We start from the raw sequence: 26,282 nt of genomic DNA, 5'->3' as shown, positions 1-26,282 counted from the left end.
CGGCCGCCGCTCGCCTCACTTCCTGCGGCGCGCCACGCGCAGCTCGGTGAGGTAGCGCTTGGTGATGGCACCGCCGTAGTCGTGGTCGATCAGGCTCTCGATGCAGCGGAGCAGGCCGCGTCGGGCGGCGGGCTCCAGCGCGCGGTGCCCGGAATAGGTGCGCAGGACGTCGAGATACTCCGCGCTCGTGTAGGGCAGCTCCCATTCGTAACGCAGGAAGACTGCCTTGTCGAAACGGCCGGATCGGGCGATCTCCTCGTCGTCCTCGGCGATGTCGCGGGCGGCCTGCAGCCGGAGACTCGGCGGGGTCTTCGGATCGAAGTGCTCGTAGCAGTTCTGCACCTCGGCGAAGAACCGTTCGGTGCCACCGGCGACATGGTGGGTCGCGACGGTGGCCAGGGCGCCGCCGGGACGCAGCGCCGCCGCGGCCTTCTCGACCCGCACGGCCGGGTCGATCCAGTGGAACGCGGTCGCGGCGAGCACCACGTCGAACGGCTCCGGCGGCAGCGGCCAGTCCTCGAACACGGCCTCGAGAACATGCACGTCCTCGTGACCGGCGAGATGGCGGCGGGCCACGGCGGCCATCTCCGGACCCAGCTCGACCGCCACGATCCAAGCTCCGCGCCGCGCGATCGGCACCGTGGCCTTCCCGGTCCCGCAGCCGATCTCCAGCACCCGGCATCCCGGCCCGAGCCCNACCATCCCGGCGAGATCGTCGAACATCTCGGGTGGATATCCCGGCNGCGCCCGGTCGTAGAGCTCGGCGTCCTCGGTGAAGNTGGCCCGCAGCCGTTCACGGTCCGAGCCGGTCATGGAGCGGAGGTTGCCGGGGTCCAGCCGAGGTGAGGGGCGACGGTCTCGGCGAGGTCCTCGAGCAGCCGCAGGTTCTCCCGCAGTCCGAACGCGGGCGGCAGGAACGCGATGAGCTCGTCGGCGAGCGGGACGCTGGGATCCGCGAGCAGCTCGTCGACGACGGCGGCGGGGTCCCCGTGGTGCACGGGGCTCATCGTGAACCGGGCGGTGGGGGCCGCGACGGGCGCCAGCGCCCCGGCCGGCCGGGAGGCGGCGGGCCCCTGGGTGCGCCGCTCGGCGTCGTAGGCCGCGTAGACGCGGGCGAGCTCGGGGGTGGTGGCGGGCAGCACGGAGCGAGCGACGGCGACCCGCGACGGCGACGTCCCGGGATGAGCGCCGCGGTAGGCCTCGATGGCCCGGGCGAGCTCCGCGCCGTAGTCGTCGATCTGCCCGCTGAGGATGGTGCTCAGCAGCAGCCGCAGCCCCTGCCGCCCGACTCGTTCGGCGGAGGCGACCGAGCCGCCGCCGTACCAGATCCGCTCGGGCAGCGTCGGGCTCGTCGGGCGGACGAACAGCTCGGTGCCGACGGGCAGCAGCCCCTCGGGGTCGGTGATCTCGCCGACCCGTTCGCCGCGCACGGCGCGCAGGAACGCCGCGAGCCGGTCCTGGGACTGCGCGCGCCCGTCGTTCGGCGCCTGGCCGAAGACGGCGTCGAAGCCGCCCTGGCCGGTGCCGAGGCCGAGCTGCAACCGCCCGCCGCTGAGCAGGTCGGCCGTGCCGGCGGCCTCGGCCAGCAGCACCGGGTCCTCGTAGCGGACGCCGATGATGGCCGTGCCGAGCCCGATGCGCTCGGTGTGCTGCGCGACGGCGGCGTGGAACACCATCGGAGCGGCGAGGTAGTTGTCGAAGTGCCGCTGGTAGACCCATCCGGCGTCGTAGCCGAGCTGCTCGGCGACGCGGAACAGCTCGATGCCGTCGCGCAGCGCGGCACCGGCCTGCCCGGTCGGGAAGGCGATCCGCGCGTTGAAGCCGAGCCGGAGCCGGCGCGGCGCAGGTGGCTCCGCCGGGCTCGCGCGGTGCGCCGGGGCGACGGCGGCGGTGACGGTCGCGGGGGCTGTCATGGGGTGTGCTCCTTCTGCCGGTGGACGGTCTCGTGGGGTTCGGCGCCGGCGGCGGTGTGCTCGACCCAGGCGGCGTGCAGCTCGGCGTAGCGGCCGGGGACGGCGACGAGGTCGGCGTGGCGTCCGCTCTGGACCAGGCGTCCGTGGTCGAGGACGAGGACGCGGTCGGCGTGTTCGNCCGTCACCATGCGGTGGGCGATCGAGACGGTGGTGCGCCCGACCGTGAGCGCGCCGAGCGCACGCTGGATCCGGACGTCGGTGGCGGGGTCGACGCCGCTGGTCGCCTCGTCGAGCACGAGCAGGTCGGGGTCGACCAGCGCGGTGCGGGCGAGGGCGACGAGCTGGCGCTCGCCGGCCGACAGGCGTTCCCCCCGCACCCCGACGCGGGTGTCGAGCCCGTCCGGCAGCGTGTCGAGCCAGGGGCGCAGGCCGAGCGAGGAGACGATCTCGTCGAGCACGTCGGAGTCGTCGAGCACGTCGGAGTCGTCGAGCAGGTCGGGGCTGCCGCGCAGCCCGACGCCGATGTTCTCGGCGATCGTGGCGTCGAACAGGAACGGGTCCTGCGGGACGATGGCGACGCGACGCTGGAACGACGCCTCCGTCACCCGGCCGACCGGGACGCCGCCGAGCAGGACGCGGCCGCGGCTCGCCGGGATCTGGCGGGTCAGCAGCTTGGCGAACGTGCTCTTGCCGGAGCCGGTCTCGCCGACCACGGCGACGTGCTCGCCGGGGGAGACGGCGACGGTCAGATGCTCCACGACCAGCGGGCCCGCCCCGTACGCGGCCGCGACGTCGGCCAGCTCGACCGCGATCGGCCCCGGTGGCAGCTCGCGGGCGTCGGCGCCGTCGACCACGCCCGACGGCGTCGCGAGGATCTCCAGCGCGCGGCGCCAGCCCACGACCGCGTTCTGGATCTCTCCCAGGTTCTGTACGAGGGCCTGCAAAGGGCGGACGAAGAAGGTGACGAGCAGGAGCATGGCGACCAGCTCGCCCGCGGACAGGTGCAGCGCCGGTTCCCACCGGGTGTGCGCGGTCGACCAGCGGGTCCCGGCGACGACGACGAACACGGTCATGACCGAGATGGCGACTTCGCCGAGGGCGGTGTTGGTGTGNAGCGGCACGAGGGTGCGGCGCTGGGCCGCCACGGTGTTCTCGACGGCCCGGTCGAGGCCGAGCCGGGTCCGCTGCTCGGTGCCGGTCGAGCGAACGATCCCGATGCCGGTGACGGCCTCGCCGACGGTGGACTGCAGGGCCGAGACGCTCGTGCGCACGGCGGCGTAGCGACGGGCGACGAGCATCTGCAGGCGACGCATGCCGACGAACAGCAGGGCGGCCAGGCCCAGCACGGGCAGCGCCAGCTGCCAGGAGTAGAGCGTCACGAGGGCGCCAGCAATGATCATCTGGGTGACGTTGACGAGCAGCAGGACGCCGCCGTTCTGCACGAAGGTCGTGACCGCCTCGGGGTCGCTGGTCAGGCGGGTGACGAGATCGGCACCGGAGAGTCCCGCGAACGTCTCCGGGGCGATCTCGTGGATGCGGGCGATGCCGTCCGTGCGCAGCTCGGCGAGGGCGGCCTCCGTGCGCCGGTAGAGCCGCTGGTTGAGNCACCAGGAGGCGAGGATCGCCGCGACGGTGGCCGCCGCGCCGACGAGCACGGCGTGGGCGACGACGTCGCTCGCGCCGCGGTCCGGGCTGAGCAGTCCNTGGTCGAGGGCGTACTGGACGGTCAACGCCGTCACGATGCGCCCGGCGCCGGCGACGACCGCCAACAGCAGGGTCAGCGGCAGGCCGGCCGTCACCACGGGGGTGGTCGACCGGACCAGGCGGGCGAGTTCGCGCGCCCCGACCGAGCCCAGGTCGGCAAGCCCAGGTTCGGCGAGCCCAGGTTCGGCGAGCCCGGGCTCGGCGGGCTGCCGGCCGTCGCGGCCGCGGTCAGTCATGGATCGCCTCCGCCGTTCCGTAGGCCTGCAGGATTCGCCGGTAGTCGGGCTCGGTGTCGAGCAGCTCGGCGTGGGTACCCACGGCGACGAGCCGGCCCGCGCGCAGGAAGGCGACCCGGTCGGCGACCAGCACCGAGCTGGGGCGTCCGCCGACGATGAGCACGGTGGTGTGCCCGCGCAGGGCCGCCACCGCGGCGAGCACCTCGCGTTCCACGGCCGGGTCGAGGGCGGAGGTGGCGTCGTCGAGCAGGATGGCGCGCGGCGCGCGCAGCAGGGCGCGGGCCAGGCACAGGCGCTGGCGCTGCCCGCCGGACAGCCGGGTGCCGCGCTCGCCGACCCGGGTGTCCAGCCCGTCGGGCAGGTCGCGCACCAGCGTGTCGGCACCGGCGGCGGCGAGTGCCCGCCAGAGCTCGGCGTCGGAGTAGGGGCGACGCTCGCGGGGGTGGCCGTCGAGGTGCAGGTTCGCGCGGATGCTGCCGCCGGCCATCCACGGGGTCTGCGACACCACGGCGAGGTGCGCGCGGATCTGCCCGCGGGCGAGCTCGGGAGCGCGGATCCCGCCGATCTCGACGACCCCCTCGGCCGGGTCGACGAGCCGACCGAGCAGGTCCAGCAGGGTCGACTTACCGGCGCCGGTCGCCCCCACCAGCGCGACGATCTCGCCGGGGGTGATCTCCAGATCGATGTCGGCGAGCAGGTGCCGCCCGCCCTGGACGTGCCCGACGCCCCGCGCGGCCAGGCTCAGCGGGCCCGCGCCGGCCAGGGCACGGGTGCCGTAGTCGGTGGTCTCGGTGGACCCGAGGACGGCGGCGATCCGGGACCGTCCGGCCGCCGACAGGGGCAGCATGCCCAGGAAACGGCTGATGACGGCGAGCGGGATGGAGATGGTGAGCAGCAGGTAGACGATCTCGACGAGCACGCCGACGCTGAGGTCGCCGCTTTCGACCCGCCGGGATCCGACGACGAGGACGGCGAGGATCGCGCCGGTCGGCAGCAGCTCCAGGATCGGGTCGAACAGCGAGCTGACGGCGCCCATCGAGGTGGTGGCGCGGCGCAGCCGATCCGCGGCGGCGCCGACGCGGGCGCGTTCGCGGTCGGCGAGGCCCAGCGTCCGCACGACCTGGGCGCCCTCGATGCTTTCCAGGGCGAGGGTGGCGAACTCGCCGCGGCTGTCCTGCACGGCCCGGGCGCGGGCGGCGAGCAGGCGCTGGTAGAGCAGATTCAGGCCGAGGACGGACCCGACGAGGGCGACGCCGACGAGCCCGAGTGCCAGGTCGTGACGGAACATCTGGCCGATCGCGACGACCAGCATGACGACCATGCCGAGGGCGAAGTACCAGACGACCATCGGTGACCACAGGGCGTCCACGTCGGAGACGGCGGTCGACAGCAGGCGGCCGGGCGCGTGCCGACGGTGCCACGACAGGTCCAGCTCGAGGTAGCGGCGGACGACGGCGCGGCGGATGCGGGCCTGCGAGCCGTACTGGACGTGGCCGGTGGCGATGCCCCGCACGAGGATCGTCGTCCAACGCACGGTGGACACGCCGAGGATCGCGCCCGCGGCCAGCCACCAGGTGGCGCGGGCGACGTGGCCGCCGGCGAGGGCGGGGACGATCAGATGGTCCGTCGCCCAGCCGATCGCCGCCGCGGAGAAGATCATGGTGACCCCGTTGACGACACCGGTGACGGCGCCGACCACGGCCGCCTTCGGATGGGCGAGGGAGCCGTCCAGCATCGTGCGCAGCCCCACCCAGAACGTCCCGGCCCCGCCGCGAACCCGCTCCCGCCCGTCGTGTCCCCGCGTCACCGTGGTCTCGGCGCGTGGTGGCGGTCGACCCGCCACGGGATGACCGCCACCGCCGCCGTCATGCTTCGTCCACTCCCATCATCGTCATCGTCATCGTCGTCGCCGCTCGTCGCCGCTCGTCGTGCCGGCCGTCGTCGTGCCGGGCCGCTGCAGTGCCGTCCGCCGTCGTGCGGTCTGCTGTCGTGCGGTCTGCGGTCGTGCTGGTCGTCCTCAGCGGGCGCCGGCGAGCGTGGCGGGGTCGAAGCCCGGGGCGAGGGCGCCGGGGTGGGCGTCCTGAAGGGCGCCGCGCTGCCCGGTGGCCGCCCGGTGCGCGATCTCCTGGCGGACCAGCGGCAGGACGTGTCGGCCGTAGTCGACGGCGTCCGCGAGGGTGTCGTAGCCGCGGATCGACACCAGGCTCGCGCCCTGGTCGACGTAGTCGAGGATCGCGGCGGCGACGGTCTCCGGGCTGCCCACCAGCGCGGTCGACGCACCCAGCCCGCCGGTCGCGGCCGCCGTGCGGGTCCACAGCGCGCGGTCGTAGACCTCGGACTTCGCGGCGAACGCGAGGGCGCGCTGCGAGCCGACGTTCTGCGGGGCACCCTTGAGGAAGGCGCGGGCCGGGCCGGCGTTGAAGGTCTGCTCGATACGAGCGGCGTAGTCGAACGCCTTGCGCCAGGCCAGCTCGTCGGTCCTGGCGATGATCGGACGGAAGGTCACCCAGATGCGCGGGCGGTCGGTACGGCCGGCCGCGGCGGCGATGCCGTTGACCCGGTCGATCTCCTTGCGCAGGTCGGCCAGCGGCTCGCCCCAGAAGCTGAAGATGTCCGCCTTGGCGCCGCCGACGCCGAACGCGGCGTCGGACTGCCCGCCGATCGAGATCGGGATGGTGCTGCCGTACGGCGCGAAGCCGGGGCCGAACTCGTCGAACTTGTAGAACTCGCCCTCGTGGCTGAACGGGCTGGTCTCCGTCCAGGCGCGGCGCAGCAGGTCGATGAACTCCGACGTGCGCGCGTAGCGGCGGTCCTTGGGCAGGTAGTCGCCCTGACGGGCCTGCTCGGCGTCGTTGCCCCCGGAGATGAGGTGGACGACGGCGCGGCCCTCGGTCAGCTGGTCGAGGGTGGCGAGCTTCTGCGCCGCCACCAGCGGGAACGTCGTGTTCGGNCGCAGCGCGACGATGGGGCGTAGGCGCTCGGTGAGCTGGCCGACGGCCGAGGCGAGAACGAAGGAGTCGGCGCTGTTCGAGCCGTAGGGCAGCAGGGTGTAGTCGTAGCCGGACTCCTCCAGGGCGCGCACGTACTTCTTGAAGTACGGCAGGTCGATGCCGCGGCTGGGTACCGGGTTGAGTTCGGTCGACGGGTTGAGGTGCGACAGGCTGATGAACTCGACCTGCGGGGACGCGGTCTCGGGGATCGCGGTGGGATTGGTCATGCCGGAGTCCTTTCGAAGCTGTCGTAGGAGTCGAGCCGGNGTACGGGAGTCGAGCGGGCGTTCGGGAGTCGAGCCGGCGTTCGGGAGTCGAGCCGGCGTTCGGGGGTCGGGCCGGCGCATGGAGGTCGGGCCGGTGCCAGGGGCGCGGCCGTCCCTCGGCGGTTGCCGTCGTGGTCGTCCGTCTGCATCGCTTCCGGGCACGCGGAAGGCCGTCGTGTGCGGATCGGGGCGCGCTCGCGCCGCAGGGAGCGCGGGAACAGGTCCGACCAGGCGGCCGGGGCGCCGTGGCCCGGTCCTTTCCCGGTCAGGGCGGCGGTGCTGCGGGGGAGCGGCCGGCCCGGGCCCTCGCCCCCGCGCCGAGCGCACGGTCGGACATCGCCCAGGTGTGGGAGCGGCTGAGGTCGGTGGCGTGGCTGACGTGCGGGCCAGGACCGGGCGGGGGACACCGGGTCCGGCAGGCGGGCCGGGACGGCCGGACGGGCAGGAGCGGAAGAGGACCCGATCAGCAGGGACGACAGCAGGCGGAGGCGAGGATCCCGTAGTCGACGAACCGCCGGCGGGTGAGCACTCGCCTCGGGGCGGTCACACGCGCCGGGCGGCGGACACGCGCGGGAACCAGCCCGCCCGCGTTCCCACCCAGAATCCCAGACATGTTTGTCAGGATGATGGGAACTTGTTGGGCTGTCCAACGCCTATCCGCGATCGCACTGATCGGGTTTCGTCATCGATCGAATCGGACGGGACGCCGGCGTGATCAGGGCGACACCCGGGACGAGTGCCCGGACCGGCTGCCGACCACCGGTGTCGCCTTCACCGACCACGGGGTTCCGCGGAACCGGGTCGCGCGTCCCCGCCTGCCGGATCTGCTCCCGGGAGCCTGGTCGTCGCCGATGACGTCGGGACGCCGCCCACCNCTCACCGGGCACCGGGCACGAGGTCGGCGAGGCGCTCCGCCGGCTGACCGATACCGCCCGCAGGCGGCGCGGCGCCGTGGGCCACGTCCACCATCACCATTCTCATCGCCGGGCCGATGCTCCGCGTGGTAACGGCGTCGACGTGCCGAACCGGCCAGGTCCATTTCCTGATGCGGCGCGTCCCTTCGCATCACGGCGGGGGACTCGCCGCCTTTGTGAGCAGCCGCCGAAGGAGAGTCTGGCACCGTGAGCACATCCGACGATTTTGTCGTCATCACCGGCGGCCCCGGGGCCGGTAAGTCCACGCTTGTCGAGGAGCTTCACCGGCAGGGATTTCCCTGCATCCCGGAAGCCGGCAGGCGCATTCTTCAGGATCAGATCGTCATCGGCGGCAGGGCCCGCCACGAAAGGGATTCCCTGCTCTTCGCCGAGATCATGCTGTCCTGGGACATGCGCTCTCACCACGACGCCACCCGACGGGCGGGGACGGTCTTCTTCGACCGGGGCATACCCGACGTCGTCGGCTACTTTCTGCTGCTCGGCCGGCCGATTCCGGCGCACGTCACCGCCGCCGCGCGGACGTTTCGCTACCACCAGCGGGTCTTTCTCGCGCCGCCCTGGCCCGAGATCTACACCCACGACCGCGAACGCACCCAGGACCTCGACGAGGCCGTCCGCACCCACGATGCGATGGCCGAGGCCTATACCCGCCACGGGTACCAGCTGATCAACCTGCCCAGGACCGACCCCGAGTCCCGCGCCGCGTTCATCCTCCGGCGTCTGTCTCCCCAGCCGGAGAGCTGAACCGGATGGCGCCGGCGATGGCCGTGCTCACGACCGAGCGGACGGCGTCGGCATCCGGGGCGGTGCCGTCCCGGCCGGCGAAGAGCAGGTGCCCGCCGCCGATCAGCATGAGCGCAAGCGTGTCGGTGTCGNCATCCGCGGCGAGGCGGCCGAGGTCGCGCTCGGCGGCGAGGTAGGCGGCGACCGTCGCGGTGGCCTCCGTCAGGACGGGGACGCCGACCGTTCCGGTCCGGCGCAGGGCGGCGCGCAGCTCGTCGCGGGCGGTGACGAGGCTGACGACGGCCAGCGCCACCGAGCCGAACAGGTCCGACAGCGCGGCCGTGAGGTTGTCGGCGACGGTGCCGGTCCCGGCCCGTGCGCGCAGGCCGGCGCCCTGGCCGGTGATCCGGGCGGTGCGGTCGCGCACGAGTTCGGCGAGGAACTCGTCGAAGTCGGCGAAGTGCCGATGCAGGACGCCCTTGGCGCAGCCCGCCTCGGTGGTGACCGCCCGGCTCGTCAGCGCNCTCGGTCCGTCGCGCAGCAGGACGCGTTCGGCTGCGGCGAAGAGCTGCTCACGTACGTCGCGCAGGGCCACCCCGGTCGGCATCGTTCCATCCTCCTGCTTGCGGCCGGCCGCACGTCGAGGGCTGCTGGTGCGGCCTGCCGGGGGTGGCGGGTCGCTCGTGGCGAGGCCTGGCGCGATTGCCTAGTGGGCAAGTGCCCACTAGGGTGGGCGCATGCCCACTCCATCTTCGGGCTCGGCGTCTCCCTGCGACCAGGAGCCGCACCGCCACCGGCAGCTGGCGGAGTCGTTCGGCGCCGACCCCGATCGCTACGACCGGACCCGTCCCCGCTACCCCGAGGCCATGGTGGGCCGGATCGCGGCGGCCAGTCCCGGGCCCGACCTGCTCGACGTCGGCTGCGGGACCGGTATCGCCGCCCGGCAGTTCCACGCGGCCGGCTGTCGGGTGCTCGGGGTCGACGTGGACGCGCGGATGGCCGGGTGGGCGCGGCGCAGTGGGNTCGAGGCCGAGGTGGCGGCGTTCGAGACCTGGGATCCCGCCGGGCGCACCTTCGACGCGGTGATCGCCGGGCAGACCTGGCACTGGGTGGATCCGGTCGCGGGCGCAAGCAAGGCGGCGCAGGTGCTGCGGCCCGGCGGCCGGCTGGCCGTGTTCTGGAACGCGGGCCAGCCGCCACCCGGCCTGGCGGCGGCCTTCTCCGCGGTCTACCGCCGGGTGCTGCCCGACGCGCCGCTCTTCCACCGGACGATGACCGGCCCGGACGGGCACTCGACGGTGCTCGCCAGGGCCGCCGACGGCATCCGTCAGACGGGCGCGTTCGGCGACCCGCAGCGGTGGCGGTTCCATCGGCAGCAGTCCTACACCCGGGACGAGTGGCTGGACCAGGTGCCCACCTTCGGCGGCCACAGCCGGTTCCCGCCGGCCACCCTCGCGCGGCTGCTGGCGGGCCTCGGCGCCGCCGTCGACACGGCGGGCGGTGCCTTCACCGTGCGCTACACCGCCGTGGTGATCACCGCGGCGCGCGCCGGCACCCGACCAGGCGAGTAGAGTCCTCCTGACTGCGCAGAATCAGTGTGTCGGCTCGTTTTCTCCGGCGTCCACGCGGCGGCCGGAAATGGGGCCGAAATACGTCAGGGAGAAGCGCGTGCGTGCAATCCAGTTTGCCGGAGTGCGGGACGTCCGCCAGGTGGAGGTCCCCAAGCCCACCATCGGTGCCGGTCAGGCTCTCGTCAAGGTCACGGCCGCCGGGGTGTGTCAGACCGACATCCACATTCGCGGCTCGGCCGAGGAGATGATTCCCGCCGGGACGATCCTGGGCCACGAGATCGCCGGTGAGATCGTCGACATCGCCGACGGCTTTCCGCACTTCTCGCCGGGTTCCCAGGTGATCGTGCATCCGGTCTGGTCCTGCGGCGTGTGCCGGCTGTGTGTCGCCGGCCAGGAAAACGCCTGCCGCAACACGGGGAACCGACTCTACCCGGCCCCGACGCCCGGGGTGTCCGTGAACGGCGGAATGGCCGACTACGTCGCCGTGAACGCCGCCGCGCTGGTCCCGGCCGACGGTCTGGACCCGGCCTTCGCCGCCGTGCTCGCCGACGCGGGCCTCGTGCCCTACCACTCCATCCGCGCCACCCTGGACCTCCTGCGCCCCGGTTCGACGGCGGTGGTCATCGGGATCGGCGGCCTCGGGCAGTTCGCGGTCGAGCTGCTGCGGGAACTCACCGCGGCGCAGGTCATCGCGCTCGACATCAGGGACGCGTCGCTCGCCGCCGTCCGGGGGAAGGTCNACCACGCGCTGCGCTCCGACGATCCCGAGGTCGCCGCGAAGGTCCTGGNGGTCACCGGTGGCTATGGTGCCGACGTCGTCCTGGATCTGGTCGGCAACAACCAGACCCTCGCGCTGTCGGGCGCCGTCGTCGCGCCCTACGGCGCCGTGCGGGTGCCGGGGCTCGGCGACGGGGTCTTCGCGTTCGAGACCTCGCAGACGTCGGTGTCCCTGCCGTGGGGCGCGTCGCTCACCCGCCCCTACAGCGGGAACCACCAGGATCTCCACGACCTGGTGGCGCTGGCCCGCACCGGCCGGATCACCGCCGACCTCACCCGGTACAGCTTCGACGACGGCCTGCAGGCGTTCGACGACCTCGAGGCCGGCAAGATCTTCGGTCGCGCGGTCATCGTCCTGGCTGACCCGGCGAGCTGACCCGGNGGGCTGACCCGGCGGGCTGACCCGGCTACGCGGGGAGAGGTCGACGCCGCTGGTGTCCCGGCGGTCGTCGGCCGCGTTCCCCGGCCGTTCCTGCGGCCGTTGTCCCGGGTACCTCCACGATGCTCGACCGACAACGGTCAGCCATCGACCCGGGGGGAGTCACCATGACCAGCAGCACCGTGCCGCTCGCCGGCGTTGCCATACCCGACACGAGCCTGGCCGCCCAGGCCACCGAGCTGGTGCGCGACGCCACCGACGACCTGATCTACCACCATTCGCGGCGGGTCTACTGCTTCGCCGGCCTGCAGGGCCGCCGCCGCGGGTTGAGCTTCGACCCGGAGCTGCTCTACGTCGCGGCGATGTTCCACGATCTCGGTCTCAACGAGGAGTTCCGCCGCAGCGGCCGGCGTTTCGAGGTGGACAGTGCCGACGAGGCACGCCGTTTCCTGCACGGGCACGGGATGCCCGAGGACAGCATCCGGCGGGTGTGGACGGCCATCGCCCTGCACACCACCCCAGGCATCCCGGAGTTCATGGAGCCCGAGGTCGCCCTGCTCACCGCCGGGGTGGAGTACGACGTGCTCGGAATCGGCTACGACGACGTCAGCGAGGCCGACCGGGACGCGATCACCGAGCTGCACCCCCGGCCGGACTTCAAACGTCGTATCCTGCGTGCCTTCACCGACGNCATCGCGCCCAGGCCGGACACCACCTTTGGCAATGTCAAGGCGGACGTCCTCGCGCACTACCTGCCCGGCTTCCGCCGCCGCGACTTCGTCGACACCATCCTCGACTCCCCGTGGCCCGAATAACGCCGGTGATGGCACCCCGCTCCGCTGCCGGCGCGCCGCGGACCAGGCAGTCTCCTCGGTCGCGGCGCGCCGCGTTTCGTTGCCTGTGCGGANACGTTAACCCGTAATTCCGGGTACGTTCCGGCTGGCTCGATAGCTTGCCGAGGCTCGGAAGAAGGACAGCGGGGCGATCGCCTCGAATTGACCCGACCCCGAAGCATGAACCGCGCCGCCCTTTGTGTGAAGGAGCCTAACCGTTGCGTTACCGCAGGATTGCTTTAACCATTGTCGCGGCGGGTGCCCTCACCGTGACGACGTCGATGTCGGCCAGCGCGACGCCCCCGACCAGCGCCGGCGCCGCCCCGTCGACGATCGCCGTCATCGGTGACATCCCTTATGGTGCGGAGAAGATCGCCGCGTTCCCGGCGGACATCGCCAAGATCAATGCCGATCCCGACGTGTCTCTCGTCGCGCATCTCGGCGACATCAAGAACGGCAGCAGTCTCTGCTCGGACTCCTACTTCGCGACGATCAAGGCAGATTTCGATCAGTTCCAGGATCCGCTCGTCTACACGCCGGGCGACAACGAATGGACTGACTGCCACCGGGCGAACAACGGCGGTTACGTTCCCACGGAACGTCTCGCCGCGCTACGCCGACTCTTCTTCCCGGTGCCCGGCCGGACGCTCGGGGTGAACCCGAAGCAGGTGATCACCCAGGCTTCGGACCCGGCGTACGCCGCCTTCGTCGAGAACACCAGGTGGACCCAGTCCGGCGTGGTGTTCGCGACCCTGAACATCCCTGGCAGCAACAACGATCTCGGTCCCTGGTTCGGCGTGACCCCGCTGTCCGCGGAGCAGCAGAACGAGTACTCGACCCGGCTCGATGCCACGCTGTCGTGGATCAACACGGCGTTCAACTCCGCCCGNCAGACCGGCGCGCCCGGCGTCGCGCTGCTCCTGCAGGCGGACATGTGGGACACCAGCGCGCTGGCCGCGGGCGGGGACGGCCTGACCGGCTACGACGCCATCGTGAAGCGGATCGGCACCCTCGCCGGCCACTTCGGCAAGCCGGTGCTCCTCCTGGAGGGCGACTCGCACGTCTTCCGGGTCGACCATCCGTTCACCCGCACGGATCCGCTCTACGGCATCCATCCGCTGGCACCGAAGGACCTTGAGGTCCCGAACGTGACGCGGATCGTCGTCGACGGCAGCGGCCAGGCGAACGACTATCTCAAGCTCAGCATCGACCCGTCGGCCCCGGCCGTCTTCAGCTGGTCACGCGTCAACTTCTGACGCGTGTTCGCCGCCACCGGGGTCCGCATCTCGGTGGCATAGGCCAGGCGCTGGCCGGGACCGTTGCGCTTCGCCGTGTACATGGCGATGTCGGCGGCGTTCAGCAGGGTCTCGGCGTCGGCAAGGTCCGGGTTTGACAGGGCCAGTCCGACGCTCCCGGTCAGCGTGACGGGGCGGTCGAGCAGCCGGACCGGTGCCGCCAGCGCGGTTACCACCCGGTCGGCGATCGCCTCGAGGTCGGCGACGCCGTCGACGTCCTCGCAGAGGACGGCGAACTCGTCGCCGGCGAGGCGTCCGGCCACGTCACCGGGCCGCACGGCGTGGGACAGCCGGGCGGCGGTGGTGCGCAGCAGGTCGTCGCCGGCCTGGTGGCCGAGGGTGTCGTTGACGGCCTTGAAGCCGTCGAGGTCGACGAAGAGGACTCCGACCCGCCGTCCGTCGTGGCCGGCGCGGTGCAGGGCCCGGTGGAGGCGGTCGAGCAGCGCGGTGCGGTTGGGCAGGCCGGTGAGCCCGTCGTGCAGCGAGCGGTGGCGGATCTCGGCTTCCATCTGGAAGCGCAGGGCGGCCGAGCCGAGCACCGCGGTGACCGCGTGGACGAACTCGCGCTCCTGGTCCTCCAGCGGCGCCCGGTGCAGTTCGATCACGGCCAGCGGTCGGTCGGGGCGGCCGACCGGCACCGTCGTCACCCACGCGGCGGTGCGGCGCGGCGGATCCCGCTGCGTCCCGGTCGGGACCTGCGGTGCGCGCCGATCCTCGTGGGCGAGCGGGCCGACCCGCTTCCCGTCCGCGTCGAGACCGTAGGCCCGCACCAGGTCGGCGCCGAGATGGTCGGCCAGCGCCGTGACCGCCCGTTGCCACAGCTCGGCCGGCTCGCGCGCCTCCAGGGCCCGGCGGCCCAGGTCGGCGACGACCGCCTGCTCGGCGGAGCGGGCCCGCAGGCTGGCCAGCGCGAGGTGCAGGTCGGTGACGTCGCTGGCCACCGCGGCGACGGTGTCCACCTGGCCGCCGGGCCCGGGGATGGGCACGAGGTGCACGTCGAGGCGGCGGCCGAACGCCTCGAGGATCTGGTGGACGCGCTCCCCGTCGAGTGNCCGCCGCATGATCGACGTCGCCTGCGGCAGGTACGCGAACGTGGTGAAGATGGACGACGCTCGCGCCTCCGCCAGCCCGGCGGCAGCCTCCGGACTGGCGGTGCCCTCGCTGACGAGGACCCGCCCGCTGCGATCGATCAGGAACATGGACACCGGCGTGTTCTCCACGATGAGCCGCAGCCGGTCCTGGGCGGCGATCTCCTCGGACACGTCCTGGAGGTGGACGACGAAGTACTCCTCGCCATCCGGATCGGCGCGCAGCACGATGGTGGCCAGGGCGTGGCGCAGGTCGCCGTCCGGCTGCAGCAGCCGGACCATCATCCGTTCCCGGCGTCGGCCGCTGGCCTGGCGGAAGCGGATCTGCGCATGCAGGCGGGCGTGGTCCGCCGGGGNGGNGATCTTCTCCCAGTCGAGGCCGACGACCTCGGCCTCGGGCCGGCCGAACAGGGCGCAGGCGGCCGGGTTGGCCCGGCGGATGCGGTGATTCCGCACGGTTGCCTCGACGACCGCGATGTCCAGAATCTCGATGAGATCCGGCTGCACCCCCAGGGGCATGACTGTTCACCCGCCTACCAGCACGTTGCCATCGGGCTTCGTCCTACCCGGGCGCCCGACCGGTAAGCAGATGTATGCATTCAGTGATGACTTGGTGCTGTGGGTGGAGATGGTCGCCCGGCGGTCCGGCGAGTCAGTCGGACGGATGCTGGCGGCTGTGCAGGTAGCGGCCGAGGGCCATGACGGGCCAGACCAGCCGATAGCCGTGGTAGTTGAGGTAGAAGAAGCCCGGGAAGCCGGTGCCGGTGAACATCTCCTCGTCCCAGCCGCCGTCCGGCCGCTGCTGCTCGGTGAGCCAGCGAGCCGCGGCGGCCAGGGCGTCGGCGTGGACGCCGCCGTGATCGGTGGCGAGCAGGCCGAGCATCGCCCAGGCCGTCTGCGAGGGGGTGGAGAGTCCGCGGCCGGACCACGCCGGGTCGCCGTAGGAGCGGATGTCCTCACCCCAGCCGCCGTCGGAGTTCTGCCGCGACAGCAGCCACCGCGCGCCCGCCACCATCGCCGGGTGGGTCGGCGGGAGCCCCGCCGCCTGCAGGGCGGGCAGCACCGAGCCGGTGCCGTAGACGTAGTTGACGCCCCAGCGGCCGTACCAGGATCCGTCGGCCTCCTGGTTGCGCAGCAGCCAGTCGACGCCGCGCAGGGTACGCGGGTCGNGGATCCGTCCCGTCTCGCAGAGCAGTTCGACGACGTGCGCGGTGACGTCGGCGGACGACGGGTCGGTGAGCGCGCCGAAGTCCGCGAACGGAATCTGGTAGACGAGGGTGCTGGCGTTGTCGGAGTCGTAGGCCCCCCATCCGCCGTCGCGGGACTGCAGGGCGAACAGCCAGGCCGTCGACCGTTCGAGGGCGGCGTCGATCCGGGTGTTCGTGGGGTGGCGCAGCCGGCGAAGCCGGTTCAGCCGGTGCAGCGCCAGCACGACCTCGGCGGTGTCGTCGGTGTCGGGGTAGGTGTCGTTGTCGAACTCGAAGGCCCAGCCGCCCGGCGCCACGCCCGGGTGGGTGATGGCCCAGTCACCCCTGCGGTGCTGGATCTCCTGGCCGAGCAGCCAGTCGGCAGCCCGTTCCAGCGCCGTCGGAACCGGCGCGGATGGCGCCGGGGCGCCGGTCGCGACCCGCTGGGTGGGCAGCGCGGGCGCCACGTCGACGTCGGCAGGGGCGTCGATCCCCGCGTCGGCCAGGGCGAGGACGGCCAGCGCCGTGTCCCAGATCGGCGACTGGGAGGCCTCGATCATGCGCGAGCCGTCCTCGCGGTGCAGGGTGTACGCGTCCAGCGAGCGCAGCGCGGCGGCGAGGACCGGGTGGTCGAGGTCGTAACCGAGCAGGCGCAGCGCGATGATCGAGTAGACGGCGGGCGGCTGGATCCCGCCGAAGCAGCCGTCCGCCTCCTGCCGGGCGATGATCCAGCGTTCCGCGGTGCGCAGCGCGTGGCGGCGCAGGGGCCCGATCGGGTGGCGGTGGTAGCGGTGCAGCGCCGCGTCGAGCCCCCGGAAGAAGACCTTGGCCGTGTTCGGCCGGTCGCCCCCCAGCCGCCGCATCGCGCCCCGCAGCGTCCGTCCGCCGGCGGGGGACCGAGTGTCGGGGGACTGGGCGGCGCCGTGGGACTGGGCGGCGGGGACCTCGTCGGGGTCCAACTCGGCCAGGTCGAACGGCGCCGGGCACTGGGGGCGGGCGGCCGAGACGATCGTCAGGGGGACGATGGTCTGGNGGGCCCAGGAGGCGAACGAGTAGATGCTCAGCGGCGCCCGCGGGGGAAGGAACATGATCTCGGGCGGCAGGACCGGCAGGTCCTCCCAGCGCCACCAGCCGAACAGCGCCAGCCAGATCCGGGTGAACACCCTGGTCGCCGGGATGCCGCCGCGCTCGCGAATCCACGCGGCGCTGCGTCGCAGCGGTTCGTCGTCGGGTGAGTCACCGGCGAGCCGTAGGGCGATGTAGCACTCGACCGTGGTGGACAGTTCCCCGGGGCCGCCGAAATAGGTCGGCCAGGAGCCGTCGTCGAGGCGCCGGGAACGGATGTGNTTCGCGGTGGCCTCGGTCTGCTCGACGGTGCGGATGCCGAGGTACTCCCGCAGGAGGAGGTCCTCGGCGTCCATCGTCGGATTGGTCTCGAGGTCGAACTTCCACCAGCCGCGCGGGTCCTGCAGTCGCAGCAGGTGCTCGGCGGCCCGCTGGACCGTCTCCCGCAGTGCATTCTCCGGTGCCAGTGCCGGTGCCGGTGCCGTAGTCGGGGTCGGGGTCGGGGTCGCCACCGCTGCGGGGGTGGAGGCCGGTGCGGGCTCACCGGTGGGCGCGCTGGGCGACAGGGTGTCCGTGCGCCCGAGGTTCGGGGCGTGGTGCCTGCCATCCGCGCGGTCGACATCGCGAAGCTCGAGGTCAGGCACGGTGTGCGGGGTTCCTTTCGATGACGAGGCTGTCCAGGCAGATCAGGGCGGTGGCGACGAGATCCGCGGGATCGGTGCTGGCCGAGGCGCACCAGGCGCGCACGGCGACCTGCACGGCGGCGAGGAACGCGAACGCGGCCAGCGAGGCGTCGAGGTCCGTGCGTCGCGGCTGTGGGCCGTCGTGGTCGTCGCCCTCGACGAACTCCAGCGCGAACCGGTCGCCCAGGGCGACGATCCGGTTCTGGACCGCCCCGGCGAGCGCGGAGGCGTTGCCGATCGGCAGCAGATGATCGGTGTAGTGCCGCAGCGACTCGCCGTCCGGGCTCATGATCGTCCAGGCGTCGAGGACCGCGGCGCGCAGGGCGGTGAGCGGCGGCTCGTCGGCCGGACGCCGGCGCAGGGCCGTCAGGGTGAGCTCGCCCATCTCGTCCAACGGCGCGAGGGCCACCTCTTCCTTGTTCGCGAAGTAGCGGAAGAAGGTGCGGACGGACACGTCGGCGCCGGCCGCGATCGCCTCGACCGTGGTCGTGTCGTAGCCGTCCTCGTGGAACAGGGCGTGCGCCACGTCGATGATCGACTGGCGCGTGCGGCGCTTCTTGCGTTCCCGCAGGCTCTCTGCCTGCTTCTCGGACATCCCGCGCACCACCCGAAGACCTTGCTGGACTAAAGCGACATCCGGAACTTATGGCACGAACTGTCACTTGGCAAAGGGTGCCTACTGCGTCCGTGTGACAGTTGCCGGCTGTCGGCGCTCCCTCGGCGCCGCGAGGCGCGGCCGGCAGCGGGCGCCCTACGCCCCGGCGAGCCGGCGGGCAGGCATGTGCGCAGGCGGATCGGGTACGCCGTCATGCATGCTGACCTGGGGTATTTCGCCGCTCAAGGCCCGATCGGACCGGAGTCGGGCGCCGTGGCCGGGCCTCCTGGCATAGGCCGCTTCCTGCGCGCTGTCCGCGCCGATCACCTGTACCCGCGTCGAGAGGACGAGCCCCAGTGTCATGCACCTCCACCAGGAACCCGCCCGATGGTGTGCCGACCCTGATCGACCGCGGCGTGCTGCGCGCCGTGGTCGCTTCCACCGGCAGGCGCGCGCCGGTCGTGGTCAGCTCCCTGAGTAACCACCAGAAGCCGTGGCTGGCCGCGACCGTGGTCCTGCTGGTGCTCGGTGAACGTCGGGCCGCGGCGCGCGGGCTGATGGCCGTCGCCGCCGCGGGGGCGGTCAACGGAGTGCTCAAGAACCTGGTCGACCGGCGCCGCCCCCAGACGTCGGACTCCGCCGGTCGCGCCCCGTCCGGCGACCCTCCCCACAGCGCCTCGTTCCCGTCCGGCCACACCATCACGGCGGTCGCCTTCACCGCCGCGGTCACCGACGAGCTGCGCCACCCCCTGCTCGCCGCCGCCCTCGCGAGCATGGCCGCCGCCATCGGACTCGCCCGGGTCGCGGCCGTCCGCCACTGGCCGACCGACATCGCCGGCAGCGTCGTGATCGGAGCCGTCGGTGGTCTCGCGACCCGGCGCCTCGTTCCCGCGTCGCGCGTTCCGCGTCCCCCGCTGCCTTGATCTGCCGGTGGTCGGGGGTAGCGACAGGCACCCGCTCTGACCGTGTAACATCGCAGACGTGCGCGGGTGAGACACCCCGCGACCACCTGTCCGGGTGGCGGAATGGCAGACGCGCTAGCTTGAGGTGCTAGTGCCCTTTATCGGGCGTGGGGGTTCAAGTCCCCCCTCGGACACTCTCGTTCGTACATGATCGCTTGAGGTTGGGTCTCGGCGATCACTCTGTGGGCTCCTGGCTGGTAGGTGAGCTGGAGTCCGAGCGACACTGTTGCATTACGGGGAAGCTGAACATGCCAGCGGCTGGGGCGAGCGCCGGTCAAACGGCTGCGGCGAGTTCGGTGAACGCGGCTGCCAGTCGCAGCGGCGGGTGGGCGTCGATGGCGAGTTCATAGTGGCCGCGGCGGATGTTCTGGATCAGGGCGTGTCCGGCGCTGACGGTCTGGACCGAGCGCAGCCGTTTCAGCCCGCGCATAGGCCGCAGCCGTGCTTTCAACCGGCCGTGGTCGGCTTCGATCCGGTTGTTCTCCCGGGCGGCGTCGACGTGGCAGGCCTCCGGGAGCAGCTCGTCGAGGACCCGCGGGTAAACGGCGGCCTTGTCGGTGGTGACCTCGACCGGTCGACGGCCATGAGACAGCGCCCGGGTGAAGAAGCGGCGGGCGGCGGTTTGGTCGCGTCGTTCGCTGGCGAAGACGTCGATGACCTGTCCGTGCTGGTCAACGGCACGGTACAGGTAGGTCCAGCGGCCGGCGACCTTCACATACGTCTCATCCACGAACCACCTGTCGTCCGGCCGATGCCGACACGGCCTGGCCGCCTCGGCAAGCAGGGGTACGAAGCGCTGCACCCACCGGTAGACAGTCACGTGATCAACTTCGAGGCCGCGTTCCGCGAGCAGCTCCTCGACATCCCGGTACGACAACGCGAACCGCAGATACCACCGCACCGCCAGGACGATCGCCTCCGGCGGGAACCGGAACCCCGCGAACTCCGACACCGGAACCGGCGGACAGCCACGACGTCGACGCATCCCTCGATCATGACCGATCGACGGCCGCTGGACAGCGGACTCCGCCGATGCAACAGAGCCGTCGCATCTGCTCTCGGCTGGCGCCGGCAAGGGCCAGCTGGCGGGTGGCGACGAGCAGGGCAACGACAGAGAGATCAACGGCGGGCGCGACGAGTGGGGCGATGTAGGCGGGAACGCCAAGGCGGATGCCCAGTGCCCAGACGTTGCCGAGCCCGAACAGGAAGCTCAGTGCGACGACGCTTACGATCAGTGTGGTGACCGCGCGAAGCGCGAACGGTCGCGCGTCCTGCCTCGCGGGTGGAGTGGCGGGTGCGTCGTTCACTGGTCAATTCCCGCGTGGCCTGCGAGAATGAGGTTACCGGAGAGGGTGACCGGTGGTGGGGTAATGGTTCGAGTCCCCCCTGAGCTGGGTGACCAAGCCGCGGGCGGTCGCGGTGCCGACTACCAGGTCTACGGAACGCCCGTTCGATTCGGCAGATGATCTAACGACCGGCGCCATCACTGGACATCATCCCTGGCCAAGGCCCGGGTAGCGACCGGCCGAACAGTGATTTCAGGGCCAGCCCAGGGCGGCCTGCGCGGTGTTCATTGCTGGCGCCGGTGGTCGCAACGGTGGAGGTCGGCCTCCAGCGCGGCTCGATCCCAGCCGGCCAGGTCGGCGGCTGCGGCGTAGGTGGTGTCCAGGAAGTCGGCGAGGACCTGGTCGGGGTTCGCGGCGGCGGCCACGGCTTCATACGGGAGCAGGAACTCGCCGCTGGGGCCGTAGTAGGCGGCGTCCGGGCGGACCGGATGGACGGCGTAGCCGGCCGGTTCGGGGTAGGCGTAGGCGTAGAACGCGCCTTCCTCGCCGCCGGGCCAGAATCCGCAACTGGCCAACTCGTGGGAGTAGCCCTCNCGCGTCACCCACACGGGGAGATTCGGGACTCCGCCGGGGTTGGGTGGGGCGGTGCGTCCGGAGAACCGGGTGCAGGCCATGTCCATGCCGCCCCAGAAGAAATGCACCGGGCTGGCCTTGCCGATGAACCGAGACCGGAACACCGTGATGACCCGGTTGGCCCGCAGGAGCTGGCGCCAGAATAGCTCGACCGCGTGCGGGTCGTAGGAGGCGTGCTGGTAGTCGTCGGCGAACGGGATGGCCNGATCGACCTCGTTGGGCCTGGCATAGATATGGGTTTGGATGCCCAGGTCATCCAGAGCCTGCATGGTTTCGGTGTAGAACTGGGCCACCGGTTTAGGCGCCAGTGCCACCTGCTGGCGGNGGCCGTCGCTGGTACGGATATGTAGCTGATGGTCGAGGAAGTCGAACTCGATGTCGAAATCCCCATTGCGGTACGGGATGGTCGAGGTGGTCAACCCGTGCGGGTTGACGTATAGGGTGACATGCCACCAGTGGTTGATCATCGGCGCATGCGCCATGCGGATCTTGCCGACGATCTGGGTCCACATGTGCAGCGTGTCCTTCGTGTCGCTCCAGTCCCGCAGCCGCAACCGCGGCCACACCTGCGTCTGCACTGTGCTCTGCTCGGTCATCGTTCCTCCCACGGATACCCGCATCGTTCCTATTGATCAACGCCCGCCGGCGCGCACACGCCGGCCGGTAGGCGCGGTCGTCGCCGTGACGGGCGATCAGCCGGNGTCGACGCCTTGCCAGCCCGGNGAACATCCGCAGCGCGATGCGTTTGGGTATGAGCCGAACCGGGGCTGGTCCCTCTTCGAGGGGCTGATCCTTCACGTTGTTCTCATCGGGCCCGCGGAGCAGGCACCTCCGCTCGTTTGGCGGACCGCCTGTTTGGGTGGCGGCTCCGGATCAGACGTCCATCCGGAACACTGGCGCCGCCGCTGACTCGGCCACCCACCTCGTTAGGCGAACGGTGGCGCTGGCGGTCCGCAGCGCGGCCACGATGAGCATCTGGGGAATGCCCGGGGAGAACTGGGCTTCCCAATCCGGTGCATCCCGCCCCGGCCGGACTCCAGCCAGCGGGCCAGCGTGGAGTCTTGGCCGGGGCACTCCGGTGCGCGTCCGCGTCGGCGAGCGAGCGGGCCGGCCGGCCACACCGGCTGGGCGGGCGCCGGATGATNTCAACGCCGCATCGACGAACAGGTTACGCAAGCGTCTTTCCCACGGCTGCCGAACCCCGGCGCCTTTGAGGAATCCACCGTCCTGCTATTCCGACGCCCGGGTCGCCCCTTCCGTTCACCCCGACGTCACCAACCGGATCCGGGAAATGAGAGGAGGATCAGGCGCGGGCGGCCGCAGCGTCGGCGCGGGCCAAGGTGGCGTCCAGGACGGCGTACTCGGCTTCTTCCACGGCGGAGATGGCGAAAGAGATCGCGCAGGCGGCGTCGTCCTCCGCGTACTCCGCACGCCGCTCGGCACGGTTGGCGTCGCGCTCCGCCTGCTTCTGTTGGACCTCGGCACGCACCTCGCTCACATGGTCCTTCCAGCGGTCCTGGATCTCGCTCCACCGACTGGAAGCCTCCTGCGTAACGTCCGCCGCCTTCTCACGAAGCTCGCCCGCGCGCTGCTCGGCGTTGGCACGAGCCTGCTCGACTTTGGCCNCCAACTCCTCGCGGGTCTCGGCCTCGGCCGTGCCCGCGGCATCCTCGGCTGCCTTGGCGCGCCCTGACAGGTAGGCCAGTTGCTCGGACAAACGGGCCATAGTGCTCACCCTTCCGCTGTCTTCCTGCACAATCACACGGCAGTTACGCTAACNCGGCTTCTCGGCTCACGCAGGTTGACCAACGACGGCGGCCGCCGCACCAGCATCCCCATTACCATGATATGGGGCCATCTATCGACCTCAACCGACTCTAAATGCCGGCCGGAGATCCGCCACCCACCCGCGGATGAATGAGTGGCACACCGAACGACCTCCGGTCTCGTGCCGCCCTTATCACCCCGACCTCGTGCTCCCGAGAAATCTTCGGGCGGTTTGATCCCCGTGGCCAGGGAAACCCAGGTTCGCTGTCCACNGAAGCGGTATTTCCCGGTTTGCCGGCAGGCCGTGCGGGCAGGAGGCAGGTGATGCCTGAGCCGGGAGAGATGCCCGTAAGGGCTGTCGTGCGCCTGATGCGCTGCCGGGTACGAGGCCTGCGGAATCCTCGCGCGGCGGCCTACCGCAGCCGTACCCCGCTGATCGTCACGTCCGGTCAGCAGCACCGCGATCTGGTGATCGGTGAGGTCCAGGGTCTGTTGCGGACCGAACCTGAGAGGACCGGGAACGCCGGCGTCGACCGCAGGGGCGAGACCAAAGCGTGACCATGCCGCCGACAGGCCGACGCCGCCNGTCCCGCCCGCCGTCCTCGACGCGTTGAAGAACGCCGCGAGCCGCAGGTCCGGTGGCGAACGCCCCAAGCCCGATTTATGAGACCGATGAAGAGGTCCGGTAGCCTCAATGCCGTTGCTTTGGGCGGTTTGCCTGTTTCCATCCGAGGTGCGATGCCGGATTCCTGCATGGATTGTGTAGGGTTCGATGCGACACCTACGGGTAGTCATCGTGATGCGATCGGTCGACGCGACGGTTCCTGGTCGAGTGGCGCGACGAGGTCACCTCCTAGGGCCTGCCCCGAAATGCGATCTAACGGCGAGGCTGGATGACATGACGATGGCTGAGCAGGGACAGAGCACTGTGATCGTTACCGGTGCCAGTCGGGGTATCGGCGCCGCGATCGCCGAGAAACTGGCCGAGGACGGATACGGCGTCGTCGTCAACTACACGGCGGACGCGGACGGCGCCGAATCGGTAGTTTCCACGATTCGTCGCGGTGGCGGTCGAGCCATGGCCGTGCGCGCTGACGTGGCAGACGCGGGCGAGGTCGCGGGCATGTTCGACCGTGCGGGGCAGGAGATGGGTCCGCTGGCCGCNCTGGTCAACAACGCCGGGACGCTCGGCGAGCGGGCGCGCATCGACGAGCGGGACGCCGACGAGCTGACCCGGCTGATGCGGGTCAACGTCGTGGGCCCCATGGTCTGCGCCAAGTACGCCGTGCACACGATGTCGACCACGCACGGCGGCAAGGGCGGATCCATCGTCAACGTCGCCTCGGTTGCCGCCCGGATCGGCAGCCTGGCAGGAGACGTGCCCTACGCGGCGACGAAGGGNGCCCTGGTGACGTTTACCCATGGCCTGTCGAACGAGGTCGCTTCCGAAGGGATCCGGGTTAACAGCGTCTCCCCAGGCGTCATCGCCACGGGCATGGTCTTCCCGGAGGCGAAAGAGACCGGCGTGCACAGCCCGCTGGGCCGCATGGGCCGACCCCAGGAGGTCGCGACGACCGTGTCGTGGTTGATCTCGCCGGCAGCGTCCTACGTCACGGGTGCCGATATCACCGTCTCCGGCGGTCTGTGACAGGCCACCGCTGGCCACCTCACGCCTGCCTCGCCGCACCGCGGGTCGCCNCTGCCGTTTCGGGAGGTATCACTCGTGTACGTAGGTCTCGGTCTACCCATTGCGGATCCCGGGTCGCTGGTGGGCTGGGCTCGACGCGCCGATGCTGGCCCCTTCAGCACCCTAGGGTTGCTCGACCGGGTGGTGTACGACAACCCGGAGCCGCTGGTCACGCTCGCGGCGGTCGTCGGGGCGACGGTGCGGATCCGGGTCCAGACCGAGGTGCTGATCGCGCCCTTGCGGGAACCGATCCTGCTGGCGAAGCAGACGGCGACCCTGGACCGCCTCTCCGACGGCCGGTTCNCCCTAGGTATCGGGCTGGGTGGCTGGGAGGACGACTACCGGGCCGTGGGGGTGGACATCCACCGGCGCGGCCGGCGGCTCGACGAGCAGATGTCGATGCTGCGGGCTGTCTGGTCGGGCGAGCCCGTGGGCCCGGGCCTGGGGGCGGTCGGGNCGGCACCGGCTCGCCGTGGCGGCCCGCAGGTGCTGTTCGGCGGGTTCACCGCCGTCGCGCTCGCGCGGGTCGCCCGCTGTGGTGACGGCTTCCTGTGCGCCTCACCGCCGGCCGCAGCCGACGACCTGCTGCGCACCGTGGAGAAGGATTGGGAACAGGCCGGCCGCGCCGGGCGGCCCCGGCTGGTCGGGCAGGTCAACGCCGCGCTCGGGCCGGATCCGGTGCTTGCGGAAGGACGCGCGGCCATCGCCCGCTACTACGGCACCAGCCAGTACACCGAGCACGTCCTGGATGCGTGGCTCACCACCCCACGGCAGATCCGCGACGCCCTCACGGGCTACGAGGACCTCGGCGCCGACGAGACGATCATCTACTGCTGGTCCCCCGATACCGACCAGATCGACCGCCTCGCCGACCTCGTCAGCTGATCCCCCGACTCCTTCACGACGCTCTACGCAAGCCACGTGGCGGCGTAGCCGCCGTCGACCGACGATCGTGTGATCGCGTGCTGCTGCACATGACCTGCTCACCGCGGTGCGGCAATCGCCAGCCCTACGGCATCGCAGCGAGCCCGTGACCTGCGGCGACNCCTACCGGGGCGTCCCGNCCGTCGTGGGTACGGCCATGAACCAAAGAACTCTCTGTCGTCTGCAACGCGACCGCGTCCCAGCCGCGTTCAGGAATTACGTACTCTCGCAATGGTCCATCCAGCAGTAGTCGAATCACGCCCTGACCAACAAGGGCCCTGCCCAACGCCCGCCATCGCGGTGTCGAAGGAAGCCACCAGTNCCCATCGACCATGCTCGATTCATCACGTGAGTTCATTTGCCTACCGCCGATCTGTCCGTACCAGCTTGGGGGTTGTGTAAAAATACTCCCTCACGTCTGAGAAGCTGTTTTAGATCTTGTTCAGGCTACCCTCTGTAGTTGATGGTGTGGTCTGGCCGCTGTGCGCGAGCTGGCGCNGAAGACGCCTCACCATGGTTCGGATCATGGCGAGGCNGATGAAGGTCTCGGAGGTGGCGGGTTTTCTTTCATAGTCGCGCGCGAGCCGGCGGTGCGCGGTGATCCACGAGAAGGTTCGTTCCACGACCCAACGTTTCGGGAGAGCCTCGAAACCGCGCTGCCCGGGGTTCTTCCGGACGATGTCGACGCTGGTCTTCATGACCTCACCGGCCCAGTCGACGAAACGTCCGGCGAATCCACCGTCCGCGAACAAATGACGGCACTGCCAGTGATCGAAGTAGTGA

The 26,282-nt window shown here is 71.3% G+C and carries 16 protein-coding genes, 1 tRNA gene and 22 pseudogenes; 17 read left to right on the top strand and 22 right to left on the bottom strand.

The annotated features are described in order from the left end of the window. Window positions 1-15: 15 nt before the first annotated feature. The 9 genes and pseudogenes from UK94_RS18625 to UK94_RS57235 all read right to left on the bottom strand — a co-directional run. Window positions 16-675, bottom strand: coding sequence for a class I SAM-dependent methyltransferase (locus UK94_RS18625; RefSeq protein ID WP_235488659.1), 660 nt, complete (start codon window positions 673-675; stop codon window positions 16-18). A 134-nt stretch (window positions 676-809) separates the two neighbouring features. Then, complete coding sequence (locus UK94_RS18620) at window positions 810-1,913, bottom strand: LLM class flavin-dependent oxidoreductase (RefSeq protein WP_011603636.1); 1,104 nt, start codon at window positions 1,911-1,913, stop codon at window positions 810-812. A gap of 178 nt (window positions 1,914-2,091) precedes the next feature. Continuing rightward, window positions 2,092-3,025, bottom strand: a pseudogene (locus tag UK94_RS57255) (ABC transporter ATP-binding protein); the annotation flags it as partial. A 1-nt stretch (window position 3,026) separates the two neighbouring features. Further along, window positions 3,027-3,517 (bottom strand): annotated as a pseudogene (locus UK94_RS57250) (ABC transporter transmembrane domain-containing protein); the annotation flags it as partial. Window position 3,518: 1 nt separating this feature from the next. Further along, window positions 3,519-3,616 (bottom strand): annotated as a pseudogene (locus UK94_RS57245) (hypothetical protein); the annotation flags it as partial. A gap of 1 nt (window position 3,617) precedes the next feature. After that, window positions 3,618-3,853: pseudogene (locus tag UK94_RS57240) on the bottom strand (ABC transporter ATP-binding protein); the annotation flags it as partial. Continuing rightward, window positions 3,846-5,660, bottom strand: coding sequence for an ABC transporter ATP-binding protein (locus tag UK94_RS18610; protein WP_050997079.1), 1,815 nt, complete (start codon window positions 5,658-5,660; stop codon window positions 3,846-3,848). The pseudogene UK94_RS57240 and the gene UK94_RS18610, both read right to left, overlap by 8 nt. Window positions 5,661-5,870: 210 nt before the next feature. After that, window positions 5,871-6,803, bottom strand: a pseudogene (locus UK94_RS18605) (LLM class flavin-dependent oxidoreductase); the annotation flags it as partial. A 1-nt stretch (window position 6,804) separates the two neighbouring features. Beyond that, a partial coding sequence (locus UK94_RS57235) for an LLM class flavin-dependent oxidoreductase (protein ID WP_235488597.1) occupies window positions 6,805-7,070 on the bottom strand: 266 nt, incomplete at its 3' end. A 1,160-nt stretch (window positions 7,071-8,230) separates the two neighbouring features. Here UK94_RS57235 and UK94_RS18600 point away from each other — a divergent pair. Then, window positions 8,231-8,788 (top strand): AAA family ATPase, encoded by a 558-nt coding sequence (locus tag UK94_RS18600; RefSeq protein ID WP_055750849.1) that lies wholly within the window; start codon window positions 8,231-8,233, stop codon window positions 8,786-8,788. Between the two features lie 132 nt (window positions 8,789-8,920). On the opposite strand, the pseudogene UK94_RS57230 reads toward UK94_RS18600, so the two are convergent. Next, a pseudogene (locus UK94_RS57230) lies at window positions 8,921-9,290 on the bottom strand (TetR/AcrR family transcriptional regulator); the annotation flags it as partial. Between the two features lies 1 nt (window position 9,291). Further along, window positions 9,292-9,374: pseudogene (locus tag UK94_RS74280) on the bottom strand (TetR/AcrR family transcriptional regulator); the annotation flags it as partial. Window positions 9,375-9,504: 130 nt separating this feature from the next. Here UK94_RS74280 and UK94_RS74275 point away from each other — a divergent pair. From UK94_RS74275 to UK94_RS57205, 7 genes and pseudogenes are all read left to right on the top strand, one after another. Then, window positions 9,505-9,789, top strand: a pseudogene (locus tag UK94_RS74275) (class I SAM-dependent methyltransferase); the annotation flags it as partial. 1 nt (window position 9,790) lies between these two features. Continuing rightward, window positions 9,791-10,338 (top strand): class I SAM-dependent methyltransferase (locus UK94_RS18590; RefSeq protein WP_235488595.1); only part of this gene is annotated, 548 nt, incomplete at its 5' end. Between the two features lie 67 nt (window positions 10,339-10,405). Beyond that, a pseudogene (locus UK94_RS57220) lies at window positions 10,406-11,077 on the top strand (alcohol dehydrogenase catalytic domain-containing protein); the annotation flags it as partial. A 1-nt stretch (window position 11,078) separates the two neighbouring features. Next, a pseudogene (locus UK94_RS57215) lies at window positions 11,079-11,126 on the top strand (hypothetical protein); the annotation flags it as partial. A gap of 1 nt (window position 11,127) precedes the next feature. After that, window positions 11,128-11,491 (top strand): zinc-binding dehydrogenase (locus UK94_RS57210; RefSeq protein ID WP_235488593.1); only part of this gene is annotated, 364 nt, incomplete at its 5' end. Window positions 11,492-11,616: 125 nt separating this feature from the next. Next, window positions 11,617-12,184, top strand: a pseudogene (locus UK94_RS18580) (HD domain-containing protein); the annotation flags it as partial. 1,033 nt (window positions 12,185-13,217) lie between these two features. Beyond that, a pseudogene (locus UK94_RS57205) lies at window positions 13,218-13,583 on the top strand (hypothetical protein); the annotation flags it as partial. On the opposite strand, the gene UK94_RS57200 reads toward UK94_RS57205, so the two are convergent. The 8 genes and pseudogenes from UK94_RS57200 to UK94_RS18560 all read right to left on the bottom strand — a co-directional run bounded on the left by UK94_RS57200 (window position 13,517) and on the right by UK94_RS18560 (window position 18,240). After that, window positions 13,517-14,131, bottom strand: a complete 615-nt coding sequence (locus tag UK94_RS57200) for a GGDEF domain-containing protein (RefSeq protein WP_235488657.1) — start codon at window positions 14,129-14,131, stop codon at window positions 13,517-13,519. The pseudogene UK94_RS57205 and the gene UK94_RS57200 overlap by 67 nt on opposite strands. A gap of 543 nt (window positions 14,132-14,674) precedes the next feature. Continuing rightward, window positions 14,675-15,066, bottom strand: a pseudogene (locus UK94_RS57195) (sensor domain-containing diguanylate cyclase); the annotation flags it as partial. 1 nt (window position 15,067) lies between these two features. Then, window positions 15,068-15,229, bottom strand: a 162-nt coding sequence (locus UK94_RS57190) for a PAS domain-containing protein (protein WP_235488655.1), incomplete at its 3' end; no start/stop codon positions are given. Between the two features lie 133 nt (window positions 15,230-15,362). Further along, window positions 15,363-15,879: pseudogene (locus UK94_RS57185) on the bottom strand (prenyltransferase/squalene oxidase repeat-containing protein); the annotation flags it as partial. 1 nt (window position 15,880) lies between these two features. Next, window positions 15,881-16,929: pseudogene (locus UK94_RS57180) on the bottom strand (squalene--hopene cyclase); the annotation flags it as partial. A gap of 1 nt (window position 16,930) precedes the next feature. Then, a pseudogene (locus UK94_RS57175) lies at window positions 16,931-17,243 on the bottom strand (squalene--hopene cyclase); the annotation flags it as partial. A gap of 1 nt (window position 17,244) precedes the next feature. After that, a pseudogene (locus tag UK94_RS57170) lies at window positions 17,245-17,474 on the bottom strand (squalene--hopene cyclase); the annotation flags it as partial. Window positions 17,475-17,598: 124 nt separating this feature from the next. Continuing rightward, window positions 17,599-18,240, bottom strand: a complete 642-nt coding sequence (locus tag UK94_RS18560; RefSeq protein ID WP_041940395.1) for a TetR family transcriptional regulator — start codon at window positions 18,238-18,240, stop codon at window positions 17,599-17,601. A 356-nt stretch (window positions 18,241-18,596) separates the two neighbouring features. Between UK94_RS18560 and UK94_RS18550 the strand changes: the two genes are divergently transcribed. Continuing rightward, window positions 18,597-19,163 (top strand): phosphatase PAP2 family protein, encoded by a 567-nt coding sequence (locus UK94_RS18550; RefSeq protein ID WP_083866758.1) that lies wholly within the window; start codon window positions 18,597-18,599, stop codon window positions 19,161-19,163. Between the two features lie 88 nt (window positions 19,164-19,251). Beyond that, window positions 19,252-19,336 (top strand) — tRNA-Leu (locus UK94_RS18545). A 140-nt stretch (window positions 19,337-19,476) separates the two neighbouring features. Here UK94_RS18545 and UK94_RS18540 read toward each other — a convergent pair. Then, window positions 19,477-20,154 carry an IS6-like element ISFal2 family transposase gene (locus tag UK94_RS18540; RefSeq protein WP_011603653.1) on the bottom strand — a complete coding sequence of 226 codons (678 nt, stop codon included), beginning with the start codon at window positions 20,152-20,154 and terminating at the stop codon, window positions 19,477-19,479. A gap of 109 nt (window positions 20,155-20,263) precedes the next feature. Continuing rightward, a pseudogene (locus UK94_RS18535) lies at window positions 20,264-20,509 on the bottom strand (hypothetical protein); the annotation flags it as partial. 1,335 nt (window positions 20,510-21,844) lie between these two features. On the opposite strand from UK94_RS18535, the gene UK94_RS57165 reads away from it, so the two are divergent. The 7 genes and pseudogenes from UK94_RS57165 to UK94_RS76225 all read left to right on the top strand — a co-directional run. Continuing rightward, window positions 21,845-22,030, top strand: a 186-nt coding sequence (locus UK94_RS57165) for a hypothetical protein (protein WP_235488590.1), incomplete at its 5' end; no start/stop codon positions are given. 1,630 nt (window positions 22,031-23,660) lie between these two features. Next, window positions 23,661-24,052: pseudogene (locus UK94_RS57160) on the top strand (SDR family NAD(P)-dependent oxidoreductase); the annotation flags it as partial. Between the two features lies 1 nt (window position 24,053). Further along, window positions 24,054-24,289, top strand: a pseudogene (locus UK94_RS57155) (SDR family NAD(P)-dependent oxidoreductase); the annotation flags it as partial. Window position 24,290: 1 nt separating this feature from the next. After that, a partial coding sequence (locus tag UK94_RS57150) for an SDR family oxidoreductase (protein ID WP_235488588.1) occupies window positions 24,291-24,536 on the top strand: 246 nt, incomplete at its 5' end. A gap of 75 nt (window positions 24,537-24,611) precedes the next feature. Continuing rightward, window positions 24,612-24,878 (top strand): annotated as a pseudogene (locus UK94_RS76235) (LLM class flavin-dependent oxidoreductase); the annotation flags it as partial. Window position 24,879: 1 nt separating this feature from the next. After that, window positions 24,880-25,031: pseudogene (locus tag UK94_RS76230) on the top strand (LLM class flavin-dependent oxidoreductase); the annotation flags it as partial. A 1-nt stretch (window position 25,032) separates the two neighbouring features. After that, a partial coding sequence (locus UK94_RS76225) for an LLM class flavin-dependent oxidoreductase (protein WP_313949544.1) occupies window positions 25,033-25,460 on the top strand: 428 nt, incomplete at its 5' end. A gap of 575 nt (window positions 25,461-26,035) precedes the next feature. Here the strand turns inward: UK94_RS76225 and UK94_RS18505 are convergent. Next, on the bottom strand, window positions 26,036-26,282 hold a 247-nt coding region (locus tag UK94_RS18505), incomplete at both ends, for a transposase (RefSeq protein WP_235488586.1).

Origin of the sequence: Frankia sp. AvcI1 (assembly GCF_001420875.1) — a bacterium.
Taxonomy (GTDB): domain Bacteria; phylum Actinomycetota; class Actinomycetes; order Frankiales; family Frankiaceae; genus Frankia; species Frankia alni.
The sequence above is the reverse complement of the archived record's forward strand: the minus strand, read 5'-3'. Positions and strand labels throughout refer to the sequence as shown.

Coding starts and splice junctions, on each gene's coding strand:
- UK94_RS18620 (WP_011603636.1), bottom strand. CDS start 1,913: ATGACAGCCCCCGCGACCGTCACCGCCGCCGTCGCCCCGGCGCACCGC.
- UK94_RS18560 (WP_041940395.1), bottom strand. CDS start 18,240: ATGTCCGAGAAGCAGGCAGAGAGCCTGCGGGAACGCAAGAAGCGCCGC.
- UK94_RS57200 (WP_235488657.1), bottom strand. CDS start 14,131: ATGGAAGCCGAGATCCGCCACCGCTCGCTGCACGACGGGCTCACCGGC.